The sequence below is a fragment of the Variovorax terrae genome (genome assembly GCF_022809125.1).
Taxonomy (GTDB): domain Bacteria; phylum Pseudomonadota; class Gammaproteobacteria; order Burkholderiales; family Burkholderiaceae_C; genus Variovorax_A; species Variovorax_A terrae.
This window is the reverse complement of record NZ_JALGBI010000002.1, coordinates 781209-804726: the sequence shown is the minus strand read 5'-3', so window position 1 is coordinate 804726 and position 23518 is coordinate 781209. Positions and strand designations below refer to the sequence as shown.

At 59.4% G+C, this 23518-nt stretch carries 24 protein-coding genes, 1 tRNA gene and 1 pseudogene; 11 read left to right on the top strand and 15 right to left on the bottom strand.

The genetic code is table 11. The annotated features are described in order from the left end of the window. Nucleotides 1-127: JAB domain-containing protein (locus MMF98_RS19340; protein ID WP_279343762.1), on the top strand; the 127-nt coding region annotated here is incomplete at its 5' end. Between the two features lie 18 nt (nt 128-145). Here MMF98_RS19340 and MMF98_RS19335 read toward each other — a convergent pair. Then, on the bottom strand, nt 146-403 hold the full coding sequence (locus tag MMF98_RS19335) for a helix-turn-helix domain-containing protein (RefSeq protein WP_243308628.1): 258 nt from the start codon (nt 401-403) through the stop codon (nt 146-148). Nucleotides 404-467: 64 nt separating this feature from the next. Here MMF98_RS19335 and MMF98_RS19330 point away from each other — a divergent pair, with 64 nt between their 5' ends. From MMF98_RS19330 to MMF98_RS19295, 8 genes are all read left to right on the top strand, one after another. Then, entirely contained in the window at nt 468-818 is a 351-nt protein-coding gene (locus MMF98_RS19330; RefSeq protein WP_243308626.1) for a hypothetical protein, read from the top strand. A gap of 104 nt (nt 819-922) precedes the next feature. Then, complete coding sequence (locus MMF98_RS19325; RefSeq protein WP_243308622.1) at nt 923-1246, top strand: hypothetical protein; 324 nt, start codon at nt 923-925, stop codon at nt 1244-1246. Nucleotides 1247-1341: 95 nt separating this feature from the next. Beyond that, nucleotides 1342-1653, top strand: coding sequence for a DUF2628 domain-containing protein (locus MMF98_RS19320; RefSeq protein WP_243308621.1), 312 nt, complete (start codon nt 1342-1344; stop codon nt 1651-1653). A 156-nt stretch (nt 1654-1809) separates the two neighbouring features. After that, the gene (locus MMF98_RS19315) at nt 1810-2481 is read left to right on the top strand and encodes a hypothetical protein (RefSeq protein ID WP_243308619.1); all 672 of its coding nucleotides are present in this window, start codon (nt 1810-1812) and stop codon (nt 2479-2481) included. 155 nt (nt 2482-2636) lie between these two features. Further along, nucleotides 2637-3212: a DUF4339 domain-containing protein gene (locus tag MMF98_RS19310; RefSeq protein ID WP_243308618.1), complete on the top strand. Its 576-nt coding sequence runs from the start codon at nt 2637-2639 to the stop codon at nt 3210-3212. Between the two features lie 7 nt (nt 3213-3219). Next, nucleotides 3220-3954 (top strand): hypothetical protein, encoded by a 735-nt coding sequence (locus tag MMF98_RS19305; protein WP_243308616.1) that lies wholly within the window; start codon nt 3220-3222, stop codon nt 3952-3954. Between the two features lie 687 nt (nt 3955-4641). Then, on the top strand, nt 4642-5559 hold the full coding sequence (locus MMF98_RS19300) for a hypothetical protein (protein WP_243308615.1): 918 nt from the start codon (nt 4642-4644) through the stop codon (nt 5557-5559). A 432-nt stretch (nt 5560-5991) separates the two neighbouring features. Further along, complete coding sequence (locus MMF98_RS19295) at nt 5992-8691, top strand: ATP-dependent DNA helicase (protein WP_243308613.1); 2700 nt, start codon at nt 5992-5994, stop codon at nt 8689-8691. Between the two features lie 577 nt (nt 8692-9268). Here MMF98_RS19295 and MMF98_RS19290 read toward each other — a convergent pair. The 11 genes and pseudogenes from MMF98_RS19290 to MMF98_RS19245 form a co-directional block, all read right to left on the bottom strand. Further along, on the bottom strand, nt 9269-9550 hold the full coding sequence (locus tag MMF98_RS19290; RefSeq protein ID WP_243308611.1) for a hypothetical protein: 282 nt from the start codon (nt 9548-9550) through the stop codon (nt 9269-9271). A gap of 83 nt (nt 9551-9633) precedes the next feature. Beyond that, on the bottom strand, nt 9634-10176 hold the full coding sequence (locus MMF98_RS19285; RefSeq protein WP_243308610.1) for an ATP-binding protein: 543 nt from the start codon (nt 10174-10176) through the stop codon (nt 9634-9636). Beyond that, on the bottom strand, nt 10173-10364 hold the full coding sequence (locus MMF98_RS19280; protein WP_243308609.1) for a hypothetical protein: 192 nt from the start codon (nt 10362-10364) through the stop codon (nt 10173-10175). The genes MMF98_RS19285 and MMF98_RS19280 overlap by 4 nt, the downstream gene beginning before the upstream one ends. A gap of 81 nt (nt 10365-10445) precedes the next feature. Further along, nucleotides 10446-10643: pseudogene (locus MMF98_RS23820) on the bottom strand (ASCH domain-containing protein); the annotation flags it as partial. Further along, entirely contained in the window at nt 10603-12075 is a 1473-nt protein-coding gene (locus tag MMF98_RS19275; protein WP_243308607.1) for a PIN domain-containing protein, read from the bottom strand. The gene MMF98_RS19275 and the pseudogene MMF98_RS23820, both read right to left, overlap by 41 nt. A 438-nt stretch (nt 12076-12513) precedes the next feature. Continuing rightward, nucleotides 12514-13605: a caspase family protein gene (locus MMF98_RS19270; protein WP_243308606.1), complete on the bottom strand. Its 1092-nt coding sequence runs from the start codon at nt 13603-13605 to the stop codon at nt 12514-12516. 26 nt (nt 13606-13631) lie between these two features. Then, nucleotides 13632-16118 carry a GAP1-N1 domain-containing protein gene (locus tag MMF98_RS19265; protein ID WP_243308604.1) on the bottom strand — a complete coding sequence of 829 codons (2487 nt, stop codon included), beginning with the start codon at nt 16116-16118 and terminating at the stop codon, nt 13632-13634. Between the two features lie 6 nt (nt 16119-16124). Further along, entirely contained in the window at nt 16125-16958 is an 834-nt protein-coding gene (locus MMF98_RS19260; protein WP_243308601.1) for a TRAFAC clade GTPase domain-containing protein, read from the bottom strand. Nucleotides 16959-16961: 3 nt separating this feature from the next. After that, entirely contained in the window at nt 16962-17915 is a 954-nt protein-coding gene (locus MMF98_RS19255; protein ID WP_243308600.1) for an ATP-binding protein, read from the bottom strand. A gap of 6 nt (nt 17916-17921) precedes the next feature. Beyond that, nucleotides 17922-19238, bottom strand: a complete 1317-nt coding sequence (locus MMF98_RS19250; protein ID WP_243308592.1) for a GTPase-associated system all-helical protein GASH — start codon at nt 19236-19238, stop codon at nt 17922-17924. A gap of 346 nt (nt 19239-19584) precedes the next feature. Beyond that, entirely contained in the window at nt 19585-19962 is a 378-nt protein-coding gene (locus MMF98_RS19245; RefSeq protein ID WP_243308590.1) for a hypothetical protein, read from the bottom strand. Nucleotides 19963-20193: 231 nt separating this feature from the next. Between MMF98_RS19245 and MMF98_RS19240 the strand changes: the two genes are divergently transcribed. After that, nucleotides 20194-20946, top strand: a complete 753-nt coding sequence (locus tag MMF98_RS19240) for a DNA/RNA non-specific endonuclease (protein ID WP_243308588.1) — start codon at nt 20194-20196, stop codon at nt 20944-20946. A 41-nt stretch (nt 20947-20987) separates the two neighbouring features. Next, nucleotides 20988-21392: a carboxymuconolactone decarboxylase family protein gene (locus tag MMF98_RS19235; protein WP_341481321.1), complete on the top strand. Its 405-nt coding sequence runs from the start codon at nt 20988-20990 to the stop codon at nt 21390-21392. A 133-nt stretch (nt 21393-21525) separates the two neighbouring features. Here the strand turns inward: MMF98_RS19235 and MMF98_RS19230 are convergent. From MMF98_RS19230 to rdgB, 3 genes are all read right to left on the bottom strand, one after another. Continuing rightward, nucleotides 21526-21612, bottom strand: a tRNA-Ser gene (locus tag MMF98_RS19230). A 20-nt stretch (nt 21613-21632) separates the two neighbouring features. Beyond that, entirely contained in the window at nt 21633-22919 is a 1287-nt protein-coding gene (gene hemW, locus MMF98_RS19225; RefSeq protein WP_243308585.1) for a radical SAM family heme chaperone HemW, read from the bottom strand. After that, complete coding sequence (rdgB, locus tag MMF98_RS19220; RefSeq protein WP_243308583.1) at nt 22916-23518, bottom strand: RdgB/HAM1 family non-canonical purine NTP pyrophosphatase; 603 nt, start codon at nt 23516-23518, stop codon at nt 22916-22918. The genes hemW and rdgB overlap by 4 nt, the downstream gene beginning before the upstream one ends.

The following is a 23518-nucleotide window of genomic DNA, read 5'->3' as shown; positions in this document are numbered from 1 at the left end:
CAGTGCGGACTATGCGCTCACGCGCGATCTGAAGTCAGCGCTGGCGCTGGTGGAGGTGCGGGTGCTCGATCACGTGATCACCAGTGATCTGGGGGCGCTTTCTATGGCGGAGCGGGGGGTGGTGTGAGGAGGCCCGTCTAAGCAATCAGCGCGGCAAAGCTGTTGCCAATTGCGACTGGATCTGGTCGACAAACTCGTGCGGGTCCACTTCCAGTGCACGCAGGATGTCAAGCAATTCGATCAAATCGATACGACGAGCCCCGCTCTCGTATTTGGAAACGAAGGTTTGATTCCTGCCCAAGCGCTCAGCCACCTCCTGCTGCAGCCACCCCCGCTCTTTGCGCAACTGTGCTAACAGCGTTGCGATCTGCTGATAGCGATGGTCATGGAGTGGATGTGGCATTCCAAAAATTCTAAATGCACATTAATATTATTCTGTATGCGAATATTGGATAATTCGAGGGGAAATGTTCTTGCTCATCGTGTTCTGGATCTTGGGGGCCGTGTTGACGGCACTCGGCATCGCACTCGACATGCATCGTATGCGCGTAAACAGCGTAGGCATTTCGCTTGTGGGCTGGCTGCTGGCGACCGCCTGCCTGTGGCCTGCGGCAGCAGTTGCTTATATGTGGCTACGGCCTGCAGTACGCCGACGCCTCATCAACGCGGTCTGGCGGTATGTGGGGGATGCGACTCAGCCCATGCCCCTTCGTCGCGCACGACTGCTCACGCTTTGGCGCTCAGGGTTAATTGGCTCGTCCATCTTCTCGGCCTGCCTCAAGGAATTGGGCGAAGGGAGGACGGCATTTCAGCCCTAGGACTGTCGTTCCGGCGGTCTCTGACTGCGCCCTGCCCCACTCCGTCCTGGCCCCTCAACCCCTTCAACCCACCCATTTCCATTCACCACCAAAGGAAAAAGAAAATGGCTTTCTGCCGTGGCTGCGCCAAGGAACTGCACGACTCCGCCCAGAGCTGTCCGCAGTGCGGCGCTGTTCAATATCCAGGCATGAGTTCCTCGCCGCATTGGTCGGCGATCGTGACGCTGATCCTCAGCGTCCTGCTCTTCCTGTCCGTTCTTTCCGTCGACCTATGGGACACCGACTCCAGAGTCGGCATCGTCCTGTTCTCGATGTTCCCGATCTCGTTCGGCATTTACTCCCTCACCGAGGAAAAGCTCAGGAACGAGAAGTGGATGAGCATCGTCGGCATCGTTGTGTCGGCGCTTTCCGTTCTCTGCGCATTTTGACCCCCCATCACTTTTTCAAAGGAAATCCTATGAACAACACTGAGTCTGCCCAAGACAGGCCCGCTCTCTCCGAGACCTGGAAAAAGCGCTTTGCCTTGATCGACAAGGCCGGAGGCCCCGACTGGGGGCATGTCAGCACGCTTCCATTCCAGGAAAGAGTCACGGTCTGCTTCAACCTGTGGGCCTGCCTGTTCGGTCCGTTCTACTACCTGGCAAAGGGCCTGTGGAAGAAGGCGATTGCCTACGCCGGCCTTTGTTTCGTGCTCGGCCTGGCCAATGACTATGTTGAGGCCGAGTTTGGTGCCGGCAACTTCATCTTCGGCAATGGCGCGGTCCTGCTGTTTCCCATCTTCGCCAACATGGATTACTTCAAGAAGGTCCGCCTGGGCGACAACGGCTGGTGGTAGGGCTCCTGGCGGCATGCCCTGTGCCGGTGCCTGGCACCGATCTCGGGGCCGGGTTTGTCGCCATGGCCACCTGCTTCTTCATCACCGCCTGGGCCGGGTTCATGGAGCCTGCGGGGTGCTTTCTCAATCACACATTCACGAGTTCGGAGGGTAAGCATGAAAGGATTTCTTCGTTCGGTCCTGGCCGCTGCGGTGGCCGTGGGGCTGGCAGGGTGTGGGGCGTCCGGCAAGCCATCGGAGTCCGATGCCAAGCAGCAGATCAAGCGGGGGTTTGAGAACTGCGATGTGATTTCCGTCGGCAGCTTCGAGAAGACCAATGGGGTGGCCCAGCGCGACGGCAGCTACACGCTGTATGTCAAGTTCACGCTGAAGGGGGCCGCCTTGAAGAAGAACAAGAAGCTCGTGGAGCAGTACTCGGCACGCCTGGAGGAGCTCAAGCCGCTCAACCAGGCGTTCAATGACAGGTTGCAGGCACTAATGGACGACAGAGATGCGCTTTCTCGGGCGCATGCGAGCTTCGAGCGATGGGAGCTCGCCAATCAGAAGGTGGAGAAGTACTTGAACGAGAACGGCAAGGTCCTGGAGGAGCTTCGGCAACACGAGCAGTTCTTCTCGGGTACCGGACCGCTGCGGCAGACGTTCAACGCGAATCTGGAAGAGGCCTGTCGTGTCCAGGATTTCCCCACCAGTTTCTTCAATCGGCTTTTCAATTCCGTCTACCAGGAGACGCATGGGTTCACGGAAAAGGGCGAGAGCAGTTTCACCGCGACGCTCAACATGGTGAGGACCGACAACGGATGGGTGATGGCTGATTTGATGCGGCGCTAAGCCCCGCCCGTGATCAGCGGTCGGCAACCTGGGTCCGCCATGCCGGAGCCACCGTTCAGTTCCTGACCACTCGGGGTCCAGGCCGATCGGGCCTGGACCCAACGAGGTCATTCATCGAGTTTCAACATTTCAAGAAAGAGCATATGGAAGAGCACATGCAAGAACACATCGAAGACACCCAGGCCAGCCCGGAGGACACCTGGTTCTATGAAGAAAACGGCCAGAGAAAGGGGCCGGTCTCCGAGGCCGGGATCGTTCAGCTGATCAAGACCTCGGTCCTGTCCAAGGGCTCGTCGGTCTGGAAGCAGGGATCTCCCGACTGGTCCAGGGTCGAGGACACGGCGTTGCGGGTTCATTTCGATGACAGCACTCCGCCGCCGCTGTCGGGCGAGCATATTGACAACACGGTGGTCTGGGTGCTGGCGTTCGCGCCGCTGATCGGGGCGGTGCTGGAGTACGTGGTTGCGGGGATTGTGCACCGGGGCAATCAGTATGCCGCCCAGAGTGCCATGGACAGCAACAAGTACTGGTTCGTGACGGTGGGCTTGAATATCGCGCTGGCCTATTTCGATGAGAAGCGCCTGGTGGCGGCGGGGCACAACACGGACAAGTTCAAGGGCTGGACCTGGCTGGTGCCGGTGTATCTGTACCAGCGCTCGAAAGCCACCAAGCAGAATCTGGCGTATTTCATTGTCTGGATCGCCTGTTTCGTGCTCATGCTTCTGGGCTGATTTCATCATGATGAAGATCTTGGTGATTCTGCTGGCGCTTGCGTTTGGCGTGGTTCCTGAGTTGTGGCCCAAGCTGCAGGAGTGGCGTCTGCAACGGCTTTTCCTGTCCGATGAGATCACCCAGGCCGCCCGGTGCGTGGTGGCGCTGGAACATGTGTTCCCCGGCTCGGGCGCAGATGAGGGCTGGGGCCAGGAGGCGCGGCTGCTGCACCGGTCGGCCCTGGACCGGGCTTTCGAGCAGTATGGCGATGAGTTGCAGGGGGCCAGCGGCGATCTGAGCATTGCCCGCTATCTGCGGTTTTCTTCCAACCGGATCTGGCTATACCAGATGCTGGCCATGAATCAGGCCCGGCAGGAGCTGGGGCTGGGTACGGGACGCCTCAATGGTGCGTTGGCCAAGTCCTGGCTGTTGTCGCCGACCTGCCAGGTGGCGCGGCGCAACGCTCTGAGCAAGGGCCGAGGGCCTGCGGCTGGCCTGGACGTGCGGCCGGAGTCAAAGGCGTCGGCGGGGGACGGACAGGCGGTGGGGGACGTTGTGGTGCCTGCGCCGCAGGGCTGTGACTATGAGTATGGCCAGAAGCTTCAGGCGGTGGGGCTGGTGCCGCGAAAGGTTTCTGTCCATGGGCCGGACGACGGGGACTTTGCGGGCTGGGGGTGTGCTTATCGCATTCAGCCGGCACCGGGGACGTCGGTGGAGCCGAACTCGGTGGTTACGTTCAGGAGTGCTTGGGAGGCGGGGTAGGTTGCGCGGGGGTAAGAGCGAGGTCGCTCGTGCGTTGAGCGATGCGCCCTCCTCCCCCTGCGCTCTCTGGCGCGGCTGCTTCAGGCAGTTGGCCTGGCTTCTTCAGGAGGCCGGGCCTTTCTTTTTTTTTGTAAGCGCTTTGCTTCACAGCCAGGTCCGCGACGCAAGTTGGCCAAGAGGACAGCGCAAACGATGCTGACTTGACAAGCCGAGGGTTAGTTGTGGTGGCGCGTACGAAAATGTCTAGTTCAGGCTGGATGCTGCCCTTCAGTTCTTGCTGCTGAACGACCGCTGAAGCGAGAGCGGTCACTCGCTAGAACTTCGGGGCTGGTTAGGGCTGGGTAGGTTGGGAATTACGTAGGTACAAAACGCAGCGATCCGGATTGCGCTCCTCGCAAGCGGCAAGATCCCTCTTTAGCCACCACCAGTTTTTCGGTGGAGAGCAAGTTAGACGAATGTGGCCCCCCGGTCAGTGTTTGGCTGAACTTGCCAAAGATATTGGCTTGGTGAGGCGACGTCCAGATCTGCAGCGAACACCGAACAGACGTACCGCACCTGGACACCTAACCGCCGTTACCATGTAGTGATTGGCGCGCGAGAACAGCCTGCCACCAATCTAACACCAGACCGTGCTGTCTGGCCGAGATATGACCGGAATTCCGAGTCCAATCGCCCTGGAGAAAATCCATGACGCCGCAGGAAGAAGCTGATATGCAATCTAGATATCGGCAATCGCTACGCGAAACGGAGACACGCGAACTTCAAGCAGCGGCGGGACTCATTGAGCGCTTTCGACAACGCGCGGCCAACAAGGGGATCTGCATGAAAGACAAGGACTTTCGCTACAGCCACACCACGGGCATCACGGCGTGCCATCCGCAGCTTTTGCGCGCGCTGCTGGACGTGAATCCAGATCCCAGCGACGGACTCTACCGCTGGAGTGATCTCAAGGCTGTCTTGAGGCCTGCCAAGTTTGACGGTGGTTGTTTGCAGGCCGACGAATTCGTCGTCTTGGCGCACCCCTGCTTCAGGCGAGCCATGCACCCCCTCCACAATTGGGCGCCATTGTTCATTGACATCTTCTGGCGTCTGGAGCAGCCTGGTTTGGACAAGTACATCGCGCTTGATGAGGACAGAGTCCGCATTGATGTCGACGGGCCGTTGATCATGGAACTCGACACTTGGTACGGTCCGCCCTTCAACCGGGACATAGTCCGAATTGTCTCAGGTACGACCAAGCTCCGTCCGCCGGCAGATCTCGATACAAAGCGCATCGCGTCCTGGTACGCCAATACCTACTGCGTGGATGTTAAATGGACGGATGGACCTATCCGCACGTTCCAGGCTCTCGAGCTGAAACACGGAAGCGTGCTGCTGGAGGAAAGCGGCAAAAACTGGCACCCGGCACGCTACCTTCATGCCGAGTATGACGTTCGCGCACGCTCCTTCCGCCATTTCGATGGCGCCATTCAGTACCTAAGCGACGACGAGCACAGCCTGCGCAAGGACAGCGACTTCAATCTGATCTACAAGAGCCAGCTGCACGTCAAACCCAAGTCAAGGAAGCTTTTCAAGCTTAACGGTTCGCTCGATGTCCACACCTGAATCGAACTGGCGAGCCATTTCTATGCCGCAAACCCTTTGATTTACGAGTACTTTAACCAAGGCAAGTCACCGCCGCACCTCGCAGACCTTCTCAATCGCCTGCGTTCTCCTAGACCTAGGTGACAGCCTTCGCATCAGGTGATAGTCCGCGTCGCTACATGCGGGCTGCGGCGCAGATCCCGCGAAGTTAAACACCGTTAGCCATAGGCTGGCTGCTGCCATTTAGGCTCGCCGCCCCAATGGCAGTGGATATGAGAGCCGGTAATTCACCAAGTACCCCAATTCCGGTCATTGGCTGCGGGGGAATTTCTACGCCGTGGTTTTATGTGATAAAAATAGGTCCATAGGGTTCTATCGGTACCACCGGGTTTGTCAGATTTCGATGTGTCTGACCGTCCATGATTACTTTAATAAGGCGGAACTTAGCAGTTCATGACTACGGTCGGCAAACAGATCCAGAGCGCTGATAAGGCCATTTGTCAGAATATCGAAGCGCTCGCCAACCAGCGAGCATTGCTCTCGCAGAACGTTCTTTCACTGATTCGGAACCTAATCGAGGGGATTACGGTCCGCCTTCACACGGGAACCGCCGACGCCGAGTTCAACTACGACGCGATAGAGCCAGGGCTCGCCTTCATCAAAAGTAAGGCGAAATTCAACTTCCTGGGAAGGTTTCATAAACTGATTCAGAAAAGTGCATCCCACTACACGCTGGACGGAGATGCTTCCGAGCGTTTGATGCTCAAGTACTACGAGTACCTTCATCGCACTCGCAGTTTGCTTCAAGATAGCTGTGGGATTGCGGTGCTAGCGAATCTCGAAGCCTTTCCGATCGATCTCGATCCATCCTTACGGGAGTACCACGAGAAGATCGCCGAAAGAATTGATGCGCCTCGCTCATCTCGATCGGACGGCGGGACTCGGGAAAGGTACTACATCCATAAAACGCGCCCCTTCTTTGTTCGCGGGCGTATCTACTACGAAGTTACCTTCTACCGCGCCGTCAATAAGGTGAGCAAATTCGACCGTCTTATCGCCTTCACGCGTGTCGATATGACAGACAAGTACGCGGCCATGTTGATGCTCCAGAGAGACTCCATTGAAGTGCTTGGTCATACAATGCCAGTCGCGATCATCCGTGAGTGGGAGGTGTCGATCCGTCCGTGCGAGTTCGACAATTTCGCGCGCTTGCTCGGTAAATCAATTTCAACACGGACTAACTCGGTAGAGTACCAACACTTAATGGGGTGGCTTACGGAGGGTGCTGGTAGTTTGGTCGACCTGCTTGACATGAGCGACAGTCAGTACGCTGTGTGGAGGACGGCCGGCACAGATTTTGTTACCAAATTACAGATATTCCCCGTGCTTGACGAAGTACGACGCATTGTGAAGTCAGCCTCATCGGGGCAGAACATCCTTCGCTATCTCATGCTGCGGATGCACAATCAAACCATCAAAGCGCAGTACAACTGGAATGGTTGTGACCGACTTTCCGGGATGAAGCTCCAATTCGGGTGCATCCCCTTCGAAACCATGCCATTTTGCACCTCGTTACCAGGGCACAACCCCCGGTATTGGGACCTCGTCGAGAGTCTCGAGGTGACAGGACGGAATCACGAACTGCTCGCGCGACGTGTGAAGAACAACGTAGAACGTCACGGAATTCTCTACGCGCCTGTGGCCGACCTCGAGGAGTTTGGCGAGGTCAGCGGCTTAATCTTCACTTACAACAATAGGCTTTACTACAAACACACAGAGCGTCGACTCATGCTCGACAAGAAGCATGTCTTTATTTGCGGGTACGAGAACGAAACCGTCTCCATAGTTGAAAAACTTCAGACCTACGCATTGTCTCGGATCGACGGCTATACCCAAGCCGTAGAGCGTTGGCTCAGTGAAGCACGTCGTGGCATCGACGATCCGGCGAAGGAGAATGCGCTCAAGCAGTTGTTCAGCCAGTCGCGCGTCGCCCTGATCTACGGGGCGGCTGGGACTGGAAAGTCTACGATGGTGGACCACATCGCGCACTACTTCAACGACAAGCAGAAGCTCTTCCTGGCGCACACCAACCCGGCGATCGACAATCTCAAGCGCAAGGTAACTGCGCAGAACTCGGACTTCCGTACGATCAGCAGTCAAATTAGTAGGAAAACCTCTAGTTTGGAGTTTGACCTACTAGTTATCGACGAGTGCAGTACCGTCAGCAACGCAGACCTGATCAAGGTGCTGGAAAAGACCTCGTTCAAGCTGCTCGTACTTGTAGGCGACGTCTACCAGATCGAGTCGATCCAGTTCGGGAACTGGTTCGGGATCATTCGCTCATTTATTCCGAGTGCGTCGGTGTTTGAATTGACAACGCCCTTCAGAACCAAGAACAACTCACTTTTAAGGTTCTGGGACAAGGTTCGAGCCATCGAGGACGATATCGCCGAGGTCATGGCCCACAACGGGTACTCAACTGTGCTCGACAAGACGCTATTCGAAGCCCAAGGACAGGACGAGATCATCCTGTGCTTGAATTACGATGGCCTCTACGGCATTAACAATGTCAATCGATTCCTACAGAGCGGCAATCCCGGTGCAGCGACCATTTGGCGCGTTTCCACGTACAAAATCGGTGATCCCGTATTGTTCAACGAGACTGAGCGGTTTCGACCGGTAATCTACAACAACCTCAAGGGTCGGATAGTCGGCATCGACCACGCCCGTGGTCGCATCCAGTTCGACATCGAGCTCGATCGACCGCTCAGCGAGTTCGACGTCGATAGCGATGAGCTCGAATGGATGGGTGGCTCAACTGTGCGCTTCTCCGTCTACGAATCCGATGCTAGCGACGAGGATGACGATTCACTGAACATCACCGTTCCATTTCAGGTGGCCTACGCCGTGTCGATCCACAAGGCACAGGGCCTGGAGTATGACTCCGTCAAGATCGTAGTTACCGATGCCAATGAAGACGACATCACACACAGCATCTTCTACACAGCCATAACGCGGGCACGTGAGCGTCTGCAGATTTTCTGGACACCAGAGACGCAGCAGCGTGTTCTAAAAAAACTCACTCGCGGCTCCGACTCTAAGGACGTCACTCTTCTCGCTAGCCGTCGTAGCCTTACGCCTGTCGGCGGATGAGCTATAGGATCATTTATGGTCAACTCTGGTTCCAAAGGGAGGCTGCAACTCATCGTGCTCGATCATACATCTCGGTGTGTGTGGGGCGATGTCGATGGTGCCGTTGGTCTGCTGGAGTGGCGCAACGGGGTCAAGCTCGTGCCTATCGACTGGCTTATTGGCGCCTGACAGAAACGATCCTACTTGCACATGTTGTCTACGGTAGGGATACGAGGCCGGCAAGGGCAACTGCGCTGGCGGCCGGGGGCGAGACGCCTAGCACTGAGGAGTTGCCAGCCAGTCTTCAGCGCCTGCCCGCCAAGTCTCGAAGTCATTGAATCCGGGGTCGCTCATGTTGAGGACAAATTCTTCTCCAAAAAGCACTAAAGAGATGTAGCAGGCATAGGGGTCGTTGGTCTCGTCGATTGGCCTCAAAAGCAGCTCATATTCGTGAAGAAGGTTATAGTGCTCGCCCCCATCTGAGAAGACCTTGTCTGGTGGGTACGGCTGCCTTCGGGCTACGGACCATTGGTGTGGTCCGTAGCCACGGCGGACAAAGCTCCTGAGATCGTCCAAGTCTGCCTTGTCAACCAGTTCCTCATGCGACATACCAGCCTGGATCATCCGGGTGCACGCGTATGCCGATATCCTCGCCGGTGTCCGCGCCAGTCTGGACGCGCGTACCTGACTGCAGATGGAAACCATCTAGCGGGATGACGCGTCCTCGTTTGCTTGGGACGATGACGCTGAACCGGCGTTCCTTAAAGTAAACGGAATCAAGGATCGGCTTCTCGACCTCGCGTGCCAAGTAGTTATTGCACCCATCGCAGACGACACCCGGCTCCAGAAGATGCTCGATACTTCTGAGTGATTCAGGCACGATGTGCTCTCTGGACCGGGAGCCCGACGAGCCAGCTTTGCAGAAGAGGCAGCGCAGTTTTTCTCCCCTTTGACGCTAGGCTATTAGCGAGGGGCTCTCGCACTTTTCGAGAACCGCTCCAACCAGGCCTCCACCTCCTGGGCACTCGGCGAATCGAGAATCTTCAAGGGAATGCCCAACGCCTTGGCTACCTCGGCGCCATGAGCATCCTCGGCCTTGCTGAACTCGGTGAGTTCTGCCTCACTCCAGCTCATGTCCTGCCTTGCCTGTAGACGCTCCAGCAGTACCAGCACCGGGCTATGAATCAACAAGACGGACGAGCAATCCAGTGCTCGGAAAACGTCGACAGACAGCCTCTCATGGTTCCTAGGCGCCCGTCGGAGCACGAAGTGGCCGTCTATGACGAGCGTTGCGCCGCTCTCAAGGATGCGTTTGGCGGCCGAGATGAGCGCTGCCTGGTTCTGCTCCACGTCGGAGACCACCTTTGCGCCGTCCCACGTAGCCTGGCCGCGCTCCTCTTTGATGAGTTGGCTGGCGGTGGCGTGCACGAGCCCCAGCCTCTGACAAGCCGGCTTGGTAACAAAGGTTTTCCCCGCACCATGGACACCTGCAACGAAGACGGTCATTCTGGCGGCTCCTCGACGAAGCCGAACTGCTTGCCGATGCGGCGCAGCTCGGCTGCACTTAAGTAGCGATAGGACTGCGGCGGGCGAAACCCCCTGAACAATGACTTCGGCAGAATAGGCTTCGCCGGAAAGGTCAGTCCTCCCAGCAGCACGCCATAGGCCTTATCCTTACCTGCGAAGTATTCCATCAGCTCCTTTCGTTCTATACCCGGACCGCGCGCGCGGCATTTCGTCCAGACCGACGCAGGTGACGCGACAACCGCTCCCTCGATTTCTACGATGCCGACGAGGCGCTGGACCGGAGAGCTGGAATAGACAACGGCCAGGCCAACAGGCTCGGCAGCCCATGACCGACGGAACTCCACAGTCTTGGTCCCGGCGAGGATCTGGTCAGCAAACCTTGGCTTGACGGAAAGCAGAACGGCTCTAGGCCCCTGCGGTCGTAAGCACTCTTGAAAACGCGTCATCGGAAATCTTGGTAATGGATTGAATGTTGCCAGCGACCACTCCGTCGGTTAGAAGGCGCTTGATCGAAACCGGTGCTGAAAAATGCTTAACGAGTCTGAAGAGGATGACCTTCGTTGGCCGGGCAGCCATATCCTCAATCTCTTTGATACTGTAGACGGTACGTCTGCTAACCAAGGCGGCAATGCTCGCCGCGTCGCTAAGCACGGCGAATTGGTCTACGACGCCCAGCGAGGTGACCGCCTGCTCGTCTTCTGACCTGTAGAACAGCAGCACATCGCCCGGTCGAATCTGTTTCGACGCCGCATGGCAGAGGTAGGCCAGCTTAATCGCATTGCCCACGCTCCCACACGCCGCGAAAAGAAGGGGTTGGAGCGCGTGATAGTCAGGAAAGAGGATTCGATGAAATCCTTGCTGGATGGGAACCAGGAACTTCTGAACTTGAGGGCCGGCTTGGTAATGGGGGTAGAACCGCTGAACGTACTCCAGTGGAGACAGGCCTGCAGCGTCTGGCGCGTTGACTGGGTGCCGCTTTACGAAGACCCGGTCCGGTCCATAGAGGCCGACATCGTGGAAGCCGAAGTCAACAAGGAGGTTCGCCAAGTAGGCATGCTTTTCCACGTCTGCGTGGATGAAGATGTGTTCACAGACGTTCTCGGTGCCGTAACGGAACGCCGCCTTTAGGAAGAGCTCGCCAATCTTGCGCCCTCTGACACTCTGGCCGACCTTGAAAGTGCAGAGTTTCAACGCCTTCCCTTCAAGGCGCTTTCCCTCATCGGTGACTACCTCGTCCATCTGAACGTCATATACGCAGATCGCGCCCAGCACGCCGGCCTCGTCCCTGTACACCCATGCCTTCCTGTTCTCCCTGGCCTTCTTCCGAAACCAGTCGTCGAATCCGTCGTAGCCATCGCGCAGGCTGTTGAAGAAGGAGGCTGCTAGCTCTGGTGTAAGGCTGTGCAGCGGCACATCGTCGATGTTTGGCAGCGAGATATCTGACGGCTGATGCAACCGCCGCAGCCAGTCTTCCGCCGTCTGAATGTTGTAAGTGCGGTGGCCAAGGCCGCGTGCTCGGGCTTTGTTGAGGAGCCCTTTGTCTTCAGTTACGAGTGCGTGTGCAGCATCGCACTCTAGGGCGTACAGGATTTCGTTGTCGCAGGCGTCGTTCGGGCTCGTGGTCAGCGTGTTCCATGGGCACTTGGCAGGTTGCTCGAGCGCGGGATACCGGCGAATGTGCTCCAGGTTCCTAGCCCGCCGACCTTGGTCCGAATCCCTCTCGAAGTCGTCGATGCTTGCTGGGTGGTAAACAAGCTTGTGGCCTCCGACAAGGACTAACCGATGGAAGTTGGCTAGATTGTCATCCAGGACGGCATATGAGTCCTGCAGCGGAATTAGGACGTTCGTGTCGAGTAAAAGCGTGAGTTGCTTTGGCACTGGTTTCCTCCCTGGAGTCCTGTGGACATAAGGCCATCAACTTTGGCCCTGCCTTCCCGCATGGCGTGTTTTACGTATGGATGCTCCATGCGATCTTACAGGTGGGCCAAGCTGATGGTTTTACTCCGCAACCAAGAAGGCGCGATATGGTTCCGGCTTCAGCTTTAGGCTGATGTGAGTCGTTCGCGCATCCGTACTTGGACGGCAGCATCCGCCAACACCAGCCATTGAGCGTCGCCGGCTGCGAATGGCCGCGTCACCCTCGGAATCGGTCACTCGGCCGTGTGGCCGGCCGCGTACACGTCCGAATGGCAGCTTCTTCGTGTCGCGGCAGACTCATGTCACCATAGGCGGAAGTAGAGTTCTGCGAATGAGCCGCGCAAAGATGACGTTCAACGTCAATGATCAGCCCCTCGTCGGCTGTGCTCAACGACGGTCCTACAGCGATGTCAGCAACTGGTGATTCGGGAAGTCTTCCTTCGCCACCGCTATCAGAGAGCCAAAGTTGATGTTCTTGCCGCCTCCGCCTTGCTTGAGGGTCCGCATCGCGGAATGCCACATGGCTTGACCCGAGCCATAGAGTTGAAGCTTCGAAAGGTCGCCACCGGCCCGCGTCCACAACTCCTGTTCACGCGGCCCAGTCGGGAAGAGTTCGACGAGGCACTGCTCCAGCTGGCGCCAACGGTCAGCATCGACCGGCATTGACGGCGTGGAAGTGCTGGTGAGTGATTTCCTTCCGCCACGACTCAACGCGATCGGGAAGTTCTGCTCAAGGTTGTCAGCCTTGAAGACGGGATGCTGGTCGTCCGAGACAGCCTTAGGAACCTCTTCGGCCACGTATTCGAACAGGTCGAAGACCTTGATGACCCCGCTGTTGTCTTTTTCCGCGGCGCCCTTTAGCCCTGCAAGCAACGCCGTGGTGAATATGCTGTTCCTCGCTCCCGTGAAGACGCCGGACTCCTCATCGGCGCGGCACGATGCCATCAAGGCTCGCCCTGTGCCGACCGCGAGCTTGGCGAAAGCGCTTGGGCTGTAACCAGACTTGAATTCGTGGCCTTGGCCGTCCGTCAGGCCCTTGGAAAGGACGGCGCCGCCAGCGTGGCAGGAGTCGATGAAAACAAGGACGCGCTTTGCCTGGATTTGGCCGAGTGCGGCAGCCAGATCGGCGGAACTGATGGCGGTGCCTGCGAGGTCGGCAAGGTCGCTGTCCACGGTGAGCAGCGCACTGTCATCGCCACCGGCGCTCGGCAGAACTGCACCGTGGCCAGAGAAGTACACGCAGACGGTGTCATCTTCCCCGGCGCGGGCGGCCAGAGCGCCCAGACCAGCCAGCACCGTTTGTCGCGTGGCATCGGCATTGAGCAGCGACACGACGTTGTCCTGCGCGTAGCCGCAGTAGTCAGCCGACGACAGCGTCGCGGCGATGTCCTTCACGTCGTTGAGGATCGCGGTCGGCAGGGATGAGATGTGTTGGTACGTAGAAACGCCGACCAGCAGCGCATGTCCTTGGTGGTAGCTAGGCGAACTCATGACTGAAATGGGTTGTGATGCGCGGGTCAGCGATAGCCCACGATGTCGGTGTCGCTGGCGTAGAGCCGCAACTGCTCGTTGTCGGGGAAGTCCTTCAGCATGTGGAAAAGAAGCTCTCGGGCTTTAGGTCGGCCGCCGAATCGAACTGAACTGAGCGCCGCATGCCAACGGGCGGCGCCGCTCTGGAATCCTCCGGGAAGATCGGACTTCTTTCCTCCTGCCCGTGACCAAAGCTGCTCGTCATCAGGGCCGGCGGGGTAAAGATCGCATGCTGCATCTTCCAGAGCGGCCCATTTCTCAGTGACCGTCGGAGCAAACACGCCCAGCCGCCAGCGGGTAAACACGCCCAGCAACCCCGAACACGCACGGAGCGCCGGCAAAAGGTCAGCGCGCCGACGCGTCGAATAAAAGTCGGCAAGAGTATTCGCAGCACGGTCCCAGCGCCGGGATGCAACGAGCGTCCCCAGCCTCCCCGAGGAAGCGGTGGAAAGCACACTCATGCCCCGCAGCATCGTTTCGAGCCATGTGATGAACATCGACTCCGAGAACGACGCAAGCGCGGCGACGATCGAAAGGCTTGCGTCGACTGGCACAGACGGCCTACCAAGGAGAGCTCGCAGGTGGGGGCTTGCAATGATGGCTTGCTCGAGCGTGTCTTCGGGCGCTGTTGCTTTGCCGCTGGTCCCAGCCTGCTCCAGCCACCCGGCTGCTGTTGCCTGCAGGTAGGCATCGCGTTGGGGCAGCCGATGCCAAAGTTCAGCTCGTCGCGGGAACGAACAGACATCCGCAAGCGGTGTGTGCGCCAAAGCTTCGAGCAGGCTCGGCTCGACTGCATGCCCGTCGACAAGCTGCTCCAAGACGGTGTCTCGAACATCAGCGGGCTTCTTAGGCGCATTCCACAGCGAAGACTTCTTCTTGATTGCAGCGGCCCAGACCTGTTGCGCGGAGATGTCCTGGCCACGGATGCCGGAGAGCACCTTGGGATCAGAAACCGCAATGTCCGCAGCCATGTCCACCAGGCGTGAGTCTTTCTCTCTGACCGCGCACTCCAGCACCTGCGCAGCGTTCGCGTGGCCAAGCGCAGCCTTCAAGCCTTCGGAATGGCCAGCGGCCTTGTCGACCTTAAGCTGCTGGCGCGCTGCGTCAAGCGGTGCCAGCGTCGCAGCGAGAACGGTGCCATAGGCCACCAGCCAGCGCTTCTTCAACACAGGCGCGAGCAACTGCTCCGGCTTGGCGACCTGGAGTCTCTTGGGCACAGCAGCAGCGAGACGCTGCTCAAAGGCGCGCTCAGTCGACAGGGCATCCACGACCGCAGAAAACGCGGGCGAGTTGCTCTCGGCCCACCGCCAGACCGCTTTGTAGATTGGCGCACTGTCCTTGCGTGACGCGACCAGCAGCCCCGTGGTGGCAGCGGCCCGCCACGGTTCGAACGCAAGCTCCTCGTCTCCAGCGGCTTGCGCGAGTTCGCCGAGCTCAGCGTCCTGCGCCGGCTCGAACTTCAGCTTGGCCACAGCAAGCTTGACCGCCGACCAGAACTGCTCGGCCTGCGAGAACCCGGCCAGGAGCAGATTCCTCAAGACGAGCAGCTGGCTCGCGCTGGCAGCAGGGACGAGTCCCACAAGCCTGCTCAGGAGCGCGCTTTTGGTGGCAACGCCAACCTTCGGGTCCGAGGAGATACCGTCGACCATGCGAACCGCCGAAAGGAGGTCATCGAAATCGCCCCTGCCTTCGAGTAAGGTGTGTAGTCTCTCAAGACGGCTTAAATCCTTGACCGTCGAAAGCGTAACCCCGAGGTCGGCCGCGAGCGCCACCAAGGGGGCGAGCGGCCGTTGACCACAAAGCACCGCAGCCACTGCCGACGCCGGCACGGCGTCATCCGGATTGACCACCGCATGCTTCAGCCAGCGAGCGCGAAGCTGCTCAGGCGTGCAGACAATTGTGGGCAGCAGCTGCTCCACCAAGTCGGTTGGCCCAAAGCTCAGTCGAAACGCAAAAGAGCGACGCATCTCGGGGCTGAGGTTCTGCCAAAGCGCATCGACTAGACCCTCAAATCCTGGCACGCCTACGCTCACGACCGGCAGTTGCTGCTGCGTCGCCAGCGCATTGGCCGCTCCGACCAGATCAGGTGCATACAGCTCATGACTGCCAGCAAGTTGAAGGTCGAGAGTCGTGATCCAAATCGGGAACTGGTCTACGGCCGTTGCCAGAAGCCCGAACAGCGGGGCCAGGCTGCCGAGGCCACATAGGTCGTCCAAGCTCACTATGAGCGCGTGAGATAGGACCATACCTCCGCGGGACGCACTGGAGTCCAGGAACGTCTTGGCAATCACATAGTGGTCGCCAACGGGGAAGCCACGGACGAACGGCGACCACCCCTGCACCCCGCCGGGAACGCCGTCGGGAAGGTCCAGCCGGCCGTAGATTTCCGCCGCAAGCCGAGATTTGTCGCTCGATTCCCGCAAGCCATGACCACGCTCGCCAACTTGACCGTAGACGGCCTGTTCAACTCGCATTTGCGCTCAGGCCGGTTGGGCCATCAGCCGCTGGATAGGCAGCGTGATGTCCTTATCTTTCTTGCCATCAGGCAAGATGACGTAGCCGAACTCCTCTGGGCCGCGAATCGCGTACTCCTCATTCGACTCGGTCCTGCTGAGCGCCTTCTCCAGGGCCGACAGCCCCATGACCGTGGGGGATTCCCAGTTGCTCCGGACGAACGACCAGAACATCGGCAACGTCGCTGCAAGCAGCTTCTCCGGCAGCTCGCTGGTCTCAAGCTCGTCCCAACAGCTCAGCAACACCGTCAGGCGAGGCTTGCGCAGTTTGCGGTCGAGGTTCAGCTGAGCGAGGTAGAGGAGCATCTGCAGAAGCTCGATCGTCCTAGCCTGGTCTGACGGCTCGTACTCGGTGACTTCTTTGATCTCAGGGCCAGTAAAGACCTGCAGCGGCCGGGAAAACAGGTCGTCCTCTGCACGCAGCGAGTGCAAACGAAGCAGCACGACCCAATCCGTTGCGGCCAGGACGCGCTCACGCCACGCAGCAGGAATGCGCCTCTGCTTCACAAGGTTGCGCACCTGCTCGCCACCGTAGTCTGGCCATACGAGTTCCGCGGTGCGGCCGGCCTCGTCCTTGATGGGCCAGACGCTCTCGACGTAGGTGCTGGCGGGGGTGTGGTCGGTCGCTTTGCCGTCGGCCAGGCTACTGAGCGCAGTGGTGAAGGCCTCCAGGTTCGTCGCGGCGCCATTGCGCTTGAGCGCGCATGACTCGACCATCAGCCGCTTCAAGAACTGCGCGCCGTAGTGGGTCTTGCCGACATTCGATTCGCCGACCAAAAGGATGCTGTGTTGGGCGGGCACTAGTTATCTCCTACCGTAGCGGAACAGCAGGTCGTGGCCGGCCACTTCCGATGTGGGCAGCTGCACGCCTGGGCGCCTGGTCTCAAGGATCCAGCTGAACAACTTCTGAAAGCCTTCCGCGGCTTCGACCTGGCCGCGTTTGAAGACGCTGACCGTGAACTCGGGGACATCGGGTGCGGCGGAACCCACTGCCTTCCTGATTTGCGCCTCCATCGCTGGCGCCACTTCCACATCGCCTTTGGTCCAAACAAGAGCCAAACGCCGGCCTTGTGACCCAGCGACCGCACGCTGAGCAAGAAGCTGGAACTCGTTTCTGGCGGTTCCCTTCGCGGGCCCAGCGAGCGCTTGACGGTCTGCAATCAGCAAGGTGACGTCAGCATGCTTGGCAATCCAGCGGGCGCCTTCGGCTTCCGAAGACTGCTGATTGATGGACCACTTCTGGAACCACTCTCCAGGGGCATCAGCGAAAAGCAGATCGCGCAGCCCTCCATCCTGACGGCGAAAGGCCAAGTGGAGCATGCCCGGTGCGCGCGCGGCCCGGCTGGTGGTATGCGGTGGAAAGTGAGGGGCTTGTTGACCAGGTTTCCAGCGAAGGTTATTGGCGACAGCCTCCCAACCAGCCAGCGTGTACGAGTTGCTGAAGAGGCTGTCTTCGGATGTCAGGTTGCCACGACCGAGCAACAGGTAGAACGCAGCCAGCACCGTGGTTTTTCCTGAGCTTTCCGGGCCCACGATTCCAACAGTGACGGGCTTGCCCTTGCCACTGATGAAGTTGAGGTCGGACTCGCCCAGGGCGGAGCCGCTCCACGGCACGGCCAGCTCGTCTGGATTAGGTTGCGCGGTCGTGGAAGTTTGGACGACCTTCCTCCACTCAGGGCAATATGCGAGCTTGATGTGGCCCTGCCAGCATGTGATGTTGTCGTCAGCGGAGCATTTGGGGTGCGGACAGCGGTCCATGGCGACCTACTTCCGCTTCGAACGCTTTACACCGGCGTTGGTCGCTCGCGCGCTCTGGAGTTCTCGGAAAAGGTAGGTACCCCACTCGGCGGGCGTCATCCTTGCAGTTGCATCGATGCCGACAAGCGCGCGGAACTGCCCGGCGTCGATGGTTCCAGGGTTCTGCGGGTGACCAATCACCGACAGCAGCGGGCCACGCCCTTCCGCTGCTTGCACGTATTGCGCCGCGAGGTTGCGAAACGGCTGCATGAATGCGGTCGTACGGGATTCTTGAACCAGCACGGCGACTTCCCGCTTGTCGCTGTTGGCATCAGCCGGGTCTACGGGCAGGCAGCGGATGGCTTCCTTCAAAAACGACGACACGCTGGCTGGCGAGTACGTCGGGACCTGCTCATGGAGGTCCAGCGCCATCAGAGAGGCCGCCTCATAAAGAGGCAGGTCGAGATAACTCTCTTGGGCACTGGTCGAGTACAGGGCTTCCTTCCACCACAGGAGGTTGGTGCGGCGCTGCAGACCGGCCGTGGCAGTGCTGAAGCTAGCCAGGACGTTGTCCACGTGAAGCGCAACTGCATTCGCCAACGCCGTCAACGGCTTCGAGAGGTCGATGGGAGTGGGCGCCAATCCCTCAACTGCAGAGTCGATAGCTTGGGCAACGGCGACGCTCATCTTGCTGGCGAACTCTGCCGACCACTGCTGAGGATTGTGGTTCGGCTGATACTGGTTCGGATTCGTACCGCCCCAAGGACCGGCTGCTGCATGCATCTGGGTATTCAGACTGCTGCGCTCGACCTTAGTGGGCTTGAAAGAAGCGGTGACAGCGGCTGGAGGGCTGTACTGCAGCGCCTCGACCTCAATCATTTCCGGCGTCGCCCACTCTTCCTCCGCGCGTGCATCGACTTTGGCTTCAATCTCGCCAACCGCCTCGCGCCAGACCGCCTCCTCGTCAGAGGTCTCTGCCTGAGCCAGCGCGTTGCGCGCAGTGTTGACGAAGGCAACCGAAATTGCGTCGTCCGACCGGGCGGCAAGGACGATGGCATCAAGGAGGATTGCTCGCAAGATGGCTACGGGAGGACGAGCGTAAGCGTTGGACACGGTCTCCCACTGCATGCGCAGCACCGTCATCGCCGCTTGGATGGTCGGATCGTCCGATGCGATGCCAGGGTCTGCGGCTGCCATAGTGAAGCAGACCGTCTTGGCAGGGGCCTTCTTTAAGACCGTGGAAAGGCCTTTCGCTGTAGCGCGCAGCTTTTCGAGTTTGGTGTCATCGCCTTTCAGATCGATAGCACCAATCTCGAGGAATCTCATCAGATATTCGCTACTCATTCGTGGCCCTCCTGCCATTCTTGATTTGCAACAAATCGTAGCTTAACGCCCCAAACTGCGCAGATTCGCGGCTCGCCGGCCGGGCTGCGCCGGCGGCGGGCTGAATGCTTGGACGGCTACTCCACCATCGACAGCAGCCATTGGTGAACGTAGGTCAACCAGTGAGCCGTTGACCGATTTGGTCTACAGAGCGTGAGCCGGGCCTCATGCCACGACAGACGGCAATCGCTGCTTAGTAGTCCATCGGATCGATGATTCGAAGGATTGCGTTGGGTCGAAAGCCGCTATTTCCCCGCTAACGGCAACCAGGCATTCTCATGATTCGATACACGCAAGTCATATCTCCTTAAATGCACAGCGCGGCCACTATGGCTCCGGCCACTGTCTTGGCTGATGGCCCGACATTGCTGTTTATCTTGAAGTCCAAGCTCGTTCCATCAGCGAGAGTCAAAACAAGCCTTGTCCCAAACAGCCCTTTTGTACCAACACTGCCCGGGCGTATCCATCCGAGTGGAATCCAGGTCATCTCTTCATAGTGCGTAGCAGCAAAGAGGTGTTGCTTCCCAAAAACCAGATATCGCTTCGTTAGGACGAGGTGCTGATTCGTCAGGAATTTCCCAAGTGGAGACGCCTGCGCCCGCAAGATAACGGGGCCGGCCTCCTCTTCAGACACCACCTTGATCGGCTGAAGGCGCCCATTTCTTAGCAACGCATTCTGGTCCACTTGAACGCCCTCCCTTTTTGCCGGTTACTTCATTTCTACATTTTGTAACTCATGCAGGAGCAGGTGTCGTCCTTCAATTGGGGGAGAGGCTGGGTCTTCCCTAGGTAGATGAGAGCATTCGACACCTTGGACACGGTTTTGATTGCTTTCTTCGTACATCGCACCCTGTCCACCCGCCTTTGGCGAGCCGCTCTCTCTTTGAGCGTTTGCAGTTGGTGACTGGCGCTGGGTATGATCGCGCATTTTTCTGTACGCCAAGTCCTTGCTACTGCCACACTGCTGGCGGCCTTTTCCCTGCCCTCTTGGGCCGACTTCTCCGCCTGCCGCACCTTCTTCCCCCAAGGTCACATCCCCCAGCTCCCCAGTACCGCCCCAGGCTTGCAGCGGCAACTGTGCTTCAGCCAGTTCGCCATCCTGCATTCAGGCCAGTCCAAGACGCCGCTGTACGTGGTCGAGCGGCTGAACCACCGGGACTACGGCGAGAAGATCCCCCGGCGCAACCGTTTCTACGAGGAGGCCCGGCTGCCGGCGGCCGAGCGAGCCCGGCTGATCGACTACAAGCAGGAGTCAGCCACCCGGGAGGAGTCCTTTGACCGTGGCCACATGGCGCCAGCCGGTGACATGAGTACCCCGGAGGGCATGGCCCAGAGTTTCAGCCTGGCCAATGTCGTGCCCCAGGCCAGCGAGTTCAACCAGAAGGCCTGGAACCAGATCGAGCAGGCCACGCGCAAGTATGTGAAGCGGGCCTCTGGCGATGTCTATGTGTTCACCGGGCCGGTGTTTGACTCCCCGGTGCGTACCCTGGGACCAGGCCGGGTCTGGATTCCAAGCCATCTGTTCAAGCTGGTCTATGACCCGGCAACCGGGAAGAGCTGGACTCACTGGATGGCCAATGTGGACGGGGTGCGGGTACAGCGGCCGATCAGCTATGAGGAGCTGGTGCGGCGCACCGGGGTGGCGTTCCTGGGGAACATGGCCCTGTAGCGGGCTGAGTTGGCTGAGGTTGCCCTTCATCTTTTCTTGGGATTTTCGTCGAACTGGTCGAACCCGGAGGTTCTCAAAGAAGACGCCGATATCACAGCTCGCTGACGCTCGCCGAGTCCGAGCTCTTGATCCTGCATGTGGCAGCGCACTATCGATGTGTCGGAGAGCAGCAGATTCATGAGCCCATCGCGCAACAGACCGGCCTCTCCGATGAGGTGCTGGCCGCTATCCGTGCAAACGCCCCGCCGCCTCTTGGCACAGCACGCCAGCGGCTGCTGGCGGAAGTGGCAAACGAGTTGCTCACAACCAAGAAATTAAGTGCTGCCCTCTACGAACGAGCTGTTCGTGAACTAGGGGAGCGGACGCTCATCGAGGTCGTCGGCATCCTCGGCTACTACGCGCTGGTGGCCTACACACTGAACGCTTTCGAGATGCGACTGGAGTAAGGTATGAATTAGAGCTTCGCTCTGACGGTGTGAAACAAAAAAAGCCGCCTTCACTGAGGCGGCTTTTTGTGGGATTTTATGTGGGACAAAAACCAAAAACAATCGTAAGTTATTGATTTTTATAAATTACCGGCGGAAGCGGTGAGATTCGAACTCACGGATGTCGTAAAACATCGCCGGTTTTCAAGACCGGTGCATTCAACCGCTCTGCCACGCTTCCGAAAGAGGGAGGGCTGAATTCTACCCGGGCAGGAAGAGCGATTGCAGGTCGCTCAGGAAATCCAGGCCGCGCTGGGTCGGCCTCACGCGCACATGGTCGCGCTCGAGCAGGCCCTTGCGTTCGGCCTCCGCCAGGCCAGCCTGGATTGCCGTCAGCGCCAGGCCGGTCCGTTCGCAGAACTGCAGGAGTTCAAACCCCTCTTTCAAGCGCAGCGCATTGAGCATGAACTCGAACGGCAGGTCGGCGCGCGCCACCTCGTCGTCCTGCGCCAGCGCCTGCCCGGCGAGTGCATGGTCCATGTAGAGCCTGGGTTCGCGAAACCGCACCTGGCGCACGACGCGATGCGCGAAGCTGAGCTTGCTGTGCGCGCCGGCGCCGATGCCGAGGTAGTCACCGAACTGCCAGTAGTTGAGGTTGTGCCAGCAGCGATGGCCCGGCTTGGCATAGGCCGACACTTCGTAGCGCTCCAGCCCCTGCGCACCGGTGAGCTCGGTGATACGGTCGAGCATCGCGTAGGCCGTGTCGTCTTCCGGCACCTTCGGCGGGAATTTGGCGAAGTAAGTGTTGGGCTCGATGGTCAGGTGGTAGATCGAGATGTGGGGAGGCTCAAGTCCCAGCGCCACGGCCATGTCCTGCTCCAGATCCTGGAGCGTCTGGCCGGGCAGCGCGTACATGATGTCGAGGTTGAAGGTGTCGAACGCGGCGGCGGCCTCCTCCACTGCGGCGATCGCCTGGGCCCGGTTGTGCACCCGGCCCAGGGCCTGGAGATGAGCATCGTTGAAGCTCTGCACGCCTACCGACAGGCGCGTCACGCCCGCACCGCGAAATGCGCGGAAGCGGTCCTTCTCGAAGGTGCCCGGGTTGGCCTCCAGCGTGATCTCGCAATCGGGCTCGAGCTTCAAACGCGCGCGGATGTCACCCAGCAAGCGGTCGATGCCCTGCGGCGAGAACAGGCTGGGCGTGCCGCCACCGATGAAGATGCTGTGCACCGGCCGGCCCCAGACCAGCGGCAGCGCGGCATCGAGGTCGGCCACCAGCGCATCGAGGTAGCGCTGCTCGGGCAGTTCGCCGCCCTGCATCTCGTGCGAATTGAAATCGCAGTACGGGCATTTCCTCAGGCACCAGGGAAGGTGCACATAGAGCGACAGCGGCGGCAAACTGTTGAGCTGCAGCAGGCCGGGCCGCAGGTAATGCTGAACGTCTTGGGCAGCCCCAGTTGCGAGCCGCTGTGGAACCAGCTTTGCCGGGCCTCCGGCGGCGCCCCCCTTGGGGGGAAGCGCCGAAGGCGCCTCGGGAAGGGCTTTCATACGATCCAGCGTTCGCGCATCAGTTCGATCATCTGCCGGGCCGAGCGACCGCGGTGGCTGTGGGCGTTCTTCACCTCGACCGGCAGTTGCGCGAAGGTCTGGCCGAATTCGGGGATGAACATCACGGGGTCGAAGCCGAAGCCATGGTGGCCGGCGGGCTCGCGCGCGATCTCGCCCACCACCCGCCCCACGGCGATCAGCGGTTCGGGATCTTCGGGCGAGCGCACCGCCACCAGCGTGCTGACCAGCGCCGCGCGCCGGTTGTCCACGCCCTGCATCTGCTCCAGCAGCGCGCGCACATTGTTGGCGTCGCCCTTCTCATAGCCGAACTGCGTGGCGTAGTAGGCCGTGTCCACCCCGGGCAGGCCGCCGAAGGCATCGACGCACAGCCCGGCATCGTCGGCCACGGCCGGCAGGCCGCTGGCACGAGCGGCGTGGCGGGCCTTGGTCAAGGCGTTCTCGACGAAGGTGCGATAGGGCTCCTCGGCCTCGGGAATGCCCAGCTCGGCCTGGCGCACCAGCTCGACGCCGAGCGGCGCAAACATGGCCTGCAGCTCTGCCAGCTTGCCGGGATTGTTGGATGCCAGGACAATTTTCAT

Bases quoted from the DNA above. Each gene is read 5' to 3' on its own strand.
- MMF98_RS19335 (WP_243308628.1), bottom strand. From the start codon at position 403: ATGCCACATCCACTCCATGACCATCGCTATCAGCAGATCGCAACGCTG.
- MMF98_RS19330 (WP_243308626.1), top strand. From the start codon at position 468: ATGTTCTTGCTCATCGTGTTCTGGATCTTGGGGGCCGTGTTGACGGCA.
- MMF98_RS19325 (WP_243308622.1), top strand. From the start codon at position 923: ATGGCTTTCTGCCGTGGCTGCGCCAAGGAACTGCACGACTCCGCCCAG.
- MMF98_RS19315 (WP_243308619.1), top strand. From the start codon at position 1,810: ATGAAAGGATTTCTTCGTTCGGTCCTGGCCGCTGCGGTGGCCGTGGGG.
- MMF98_RS19310 (WP_243308618.1), top strand. From the start codon at position 2,637: ATGCAAGAACACATCGAAGACACCCAGGCCAGCCCGGAGGACACCTGG.
- MMF98_RS19305 (WP_243308616.1), top strand. From the start codon at position 3,220: ATGATGAAGATCTTGGTGATTCTGCTGGCGCTTGCGTTTGGCGTGGTT.
- MMF98_RS19300 (WP_243308615.1), top strand. From the start codon at position 4,642: ATGACGCCGCAGGAAGAAGCTGATATGCAATCTAGATATCGGCAATCG.
- MMF98_RS19295 (WP_243308613.1), top strand. From the start codon at position 5,992: ATGACTACGGTCGGCAAACAGATCCAGAGCGCTGATAAGGCCATTTGT.
- MMF98_RS19285 (WP_243308610.1), bottom strand. From the start codon at position 10,176: ATGACCGTCTTCGTTGCAGGTGTCCATGGTGCGGGGAAAACCTTTGTT.
- MMF98_RS19280 (WP_243308609.1), bottom strand. From the start codon at position 10,364: ATGGAATACTTCGCAGGTAAGGATAAGGCCTATGGCGTGCTGCTGGGA.
- MMF98_RS19270 (WP_243308606.1), bottom strand. From the start codon at position 13,605: ATGAGTTCGCCTAGCTACCACCAAGGACATGCGCTGCTGGTCGGCGTT.
- MMF98_RS19265 (WP_243308604.1), bottom strand. From the start codon at position 16,118: ATGCGAGTTGAACAGGCCGTCTACGGTCAAGTTGGCGAGCGTGGTCAT.
- MMF98_RS19255 (WP_243308600.1), bottom strand. From the start codon at position 17,915: ATGGACCGCTGTCCGCACCCCAAATGCTCCGCTGACGACAACATCACA.
- MMF98_RS19250 (WP_243308592.1), bottom strand. From the start codon at position 19,238: ATGAGTAGCGAATATCTGATGAGATTCCTCGAGATTGGTGCTATCGAT.
- MMF98_RS19240 (WP_243308588.1), top strand. From the start codon at position 20,194: ATGATCGCGCATTTTTCTGTACGCCAAGTCCTTGCTACTGCCACACTG.
- hemW (WP_243308585.1), bottom strand. From the start codon at position 22,919: ATGAAAGCCCTTCCCGAGGCGCCTTCGGCGCTTCCCCCCAAGGGGGGC.
- rdgB (WP_243308583.1), bottom strand. From the start codon at position 23,518: ATGAAAATTGTCCTGGCATCCAACAATCCCGGCAAGCTGGCAGAGCTG.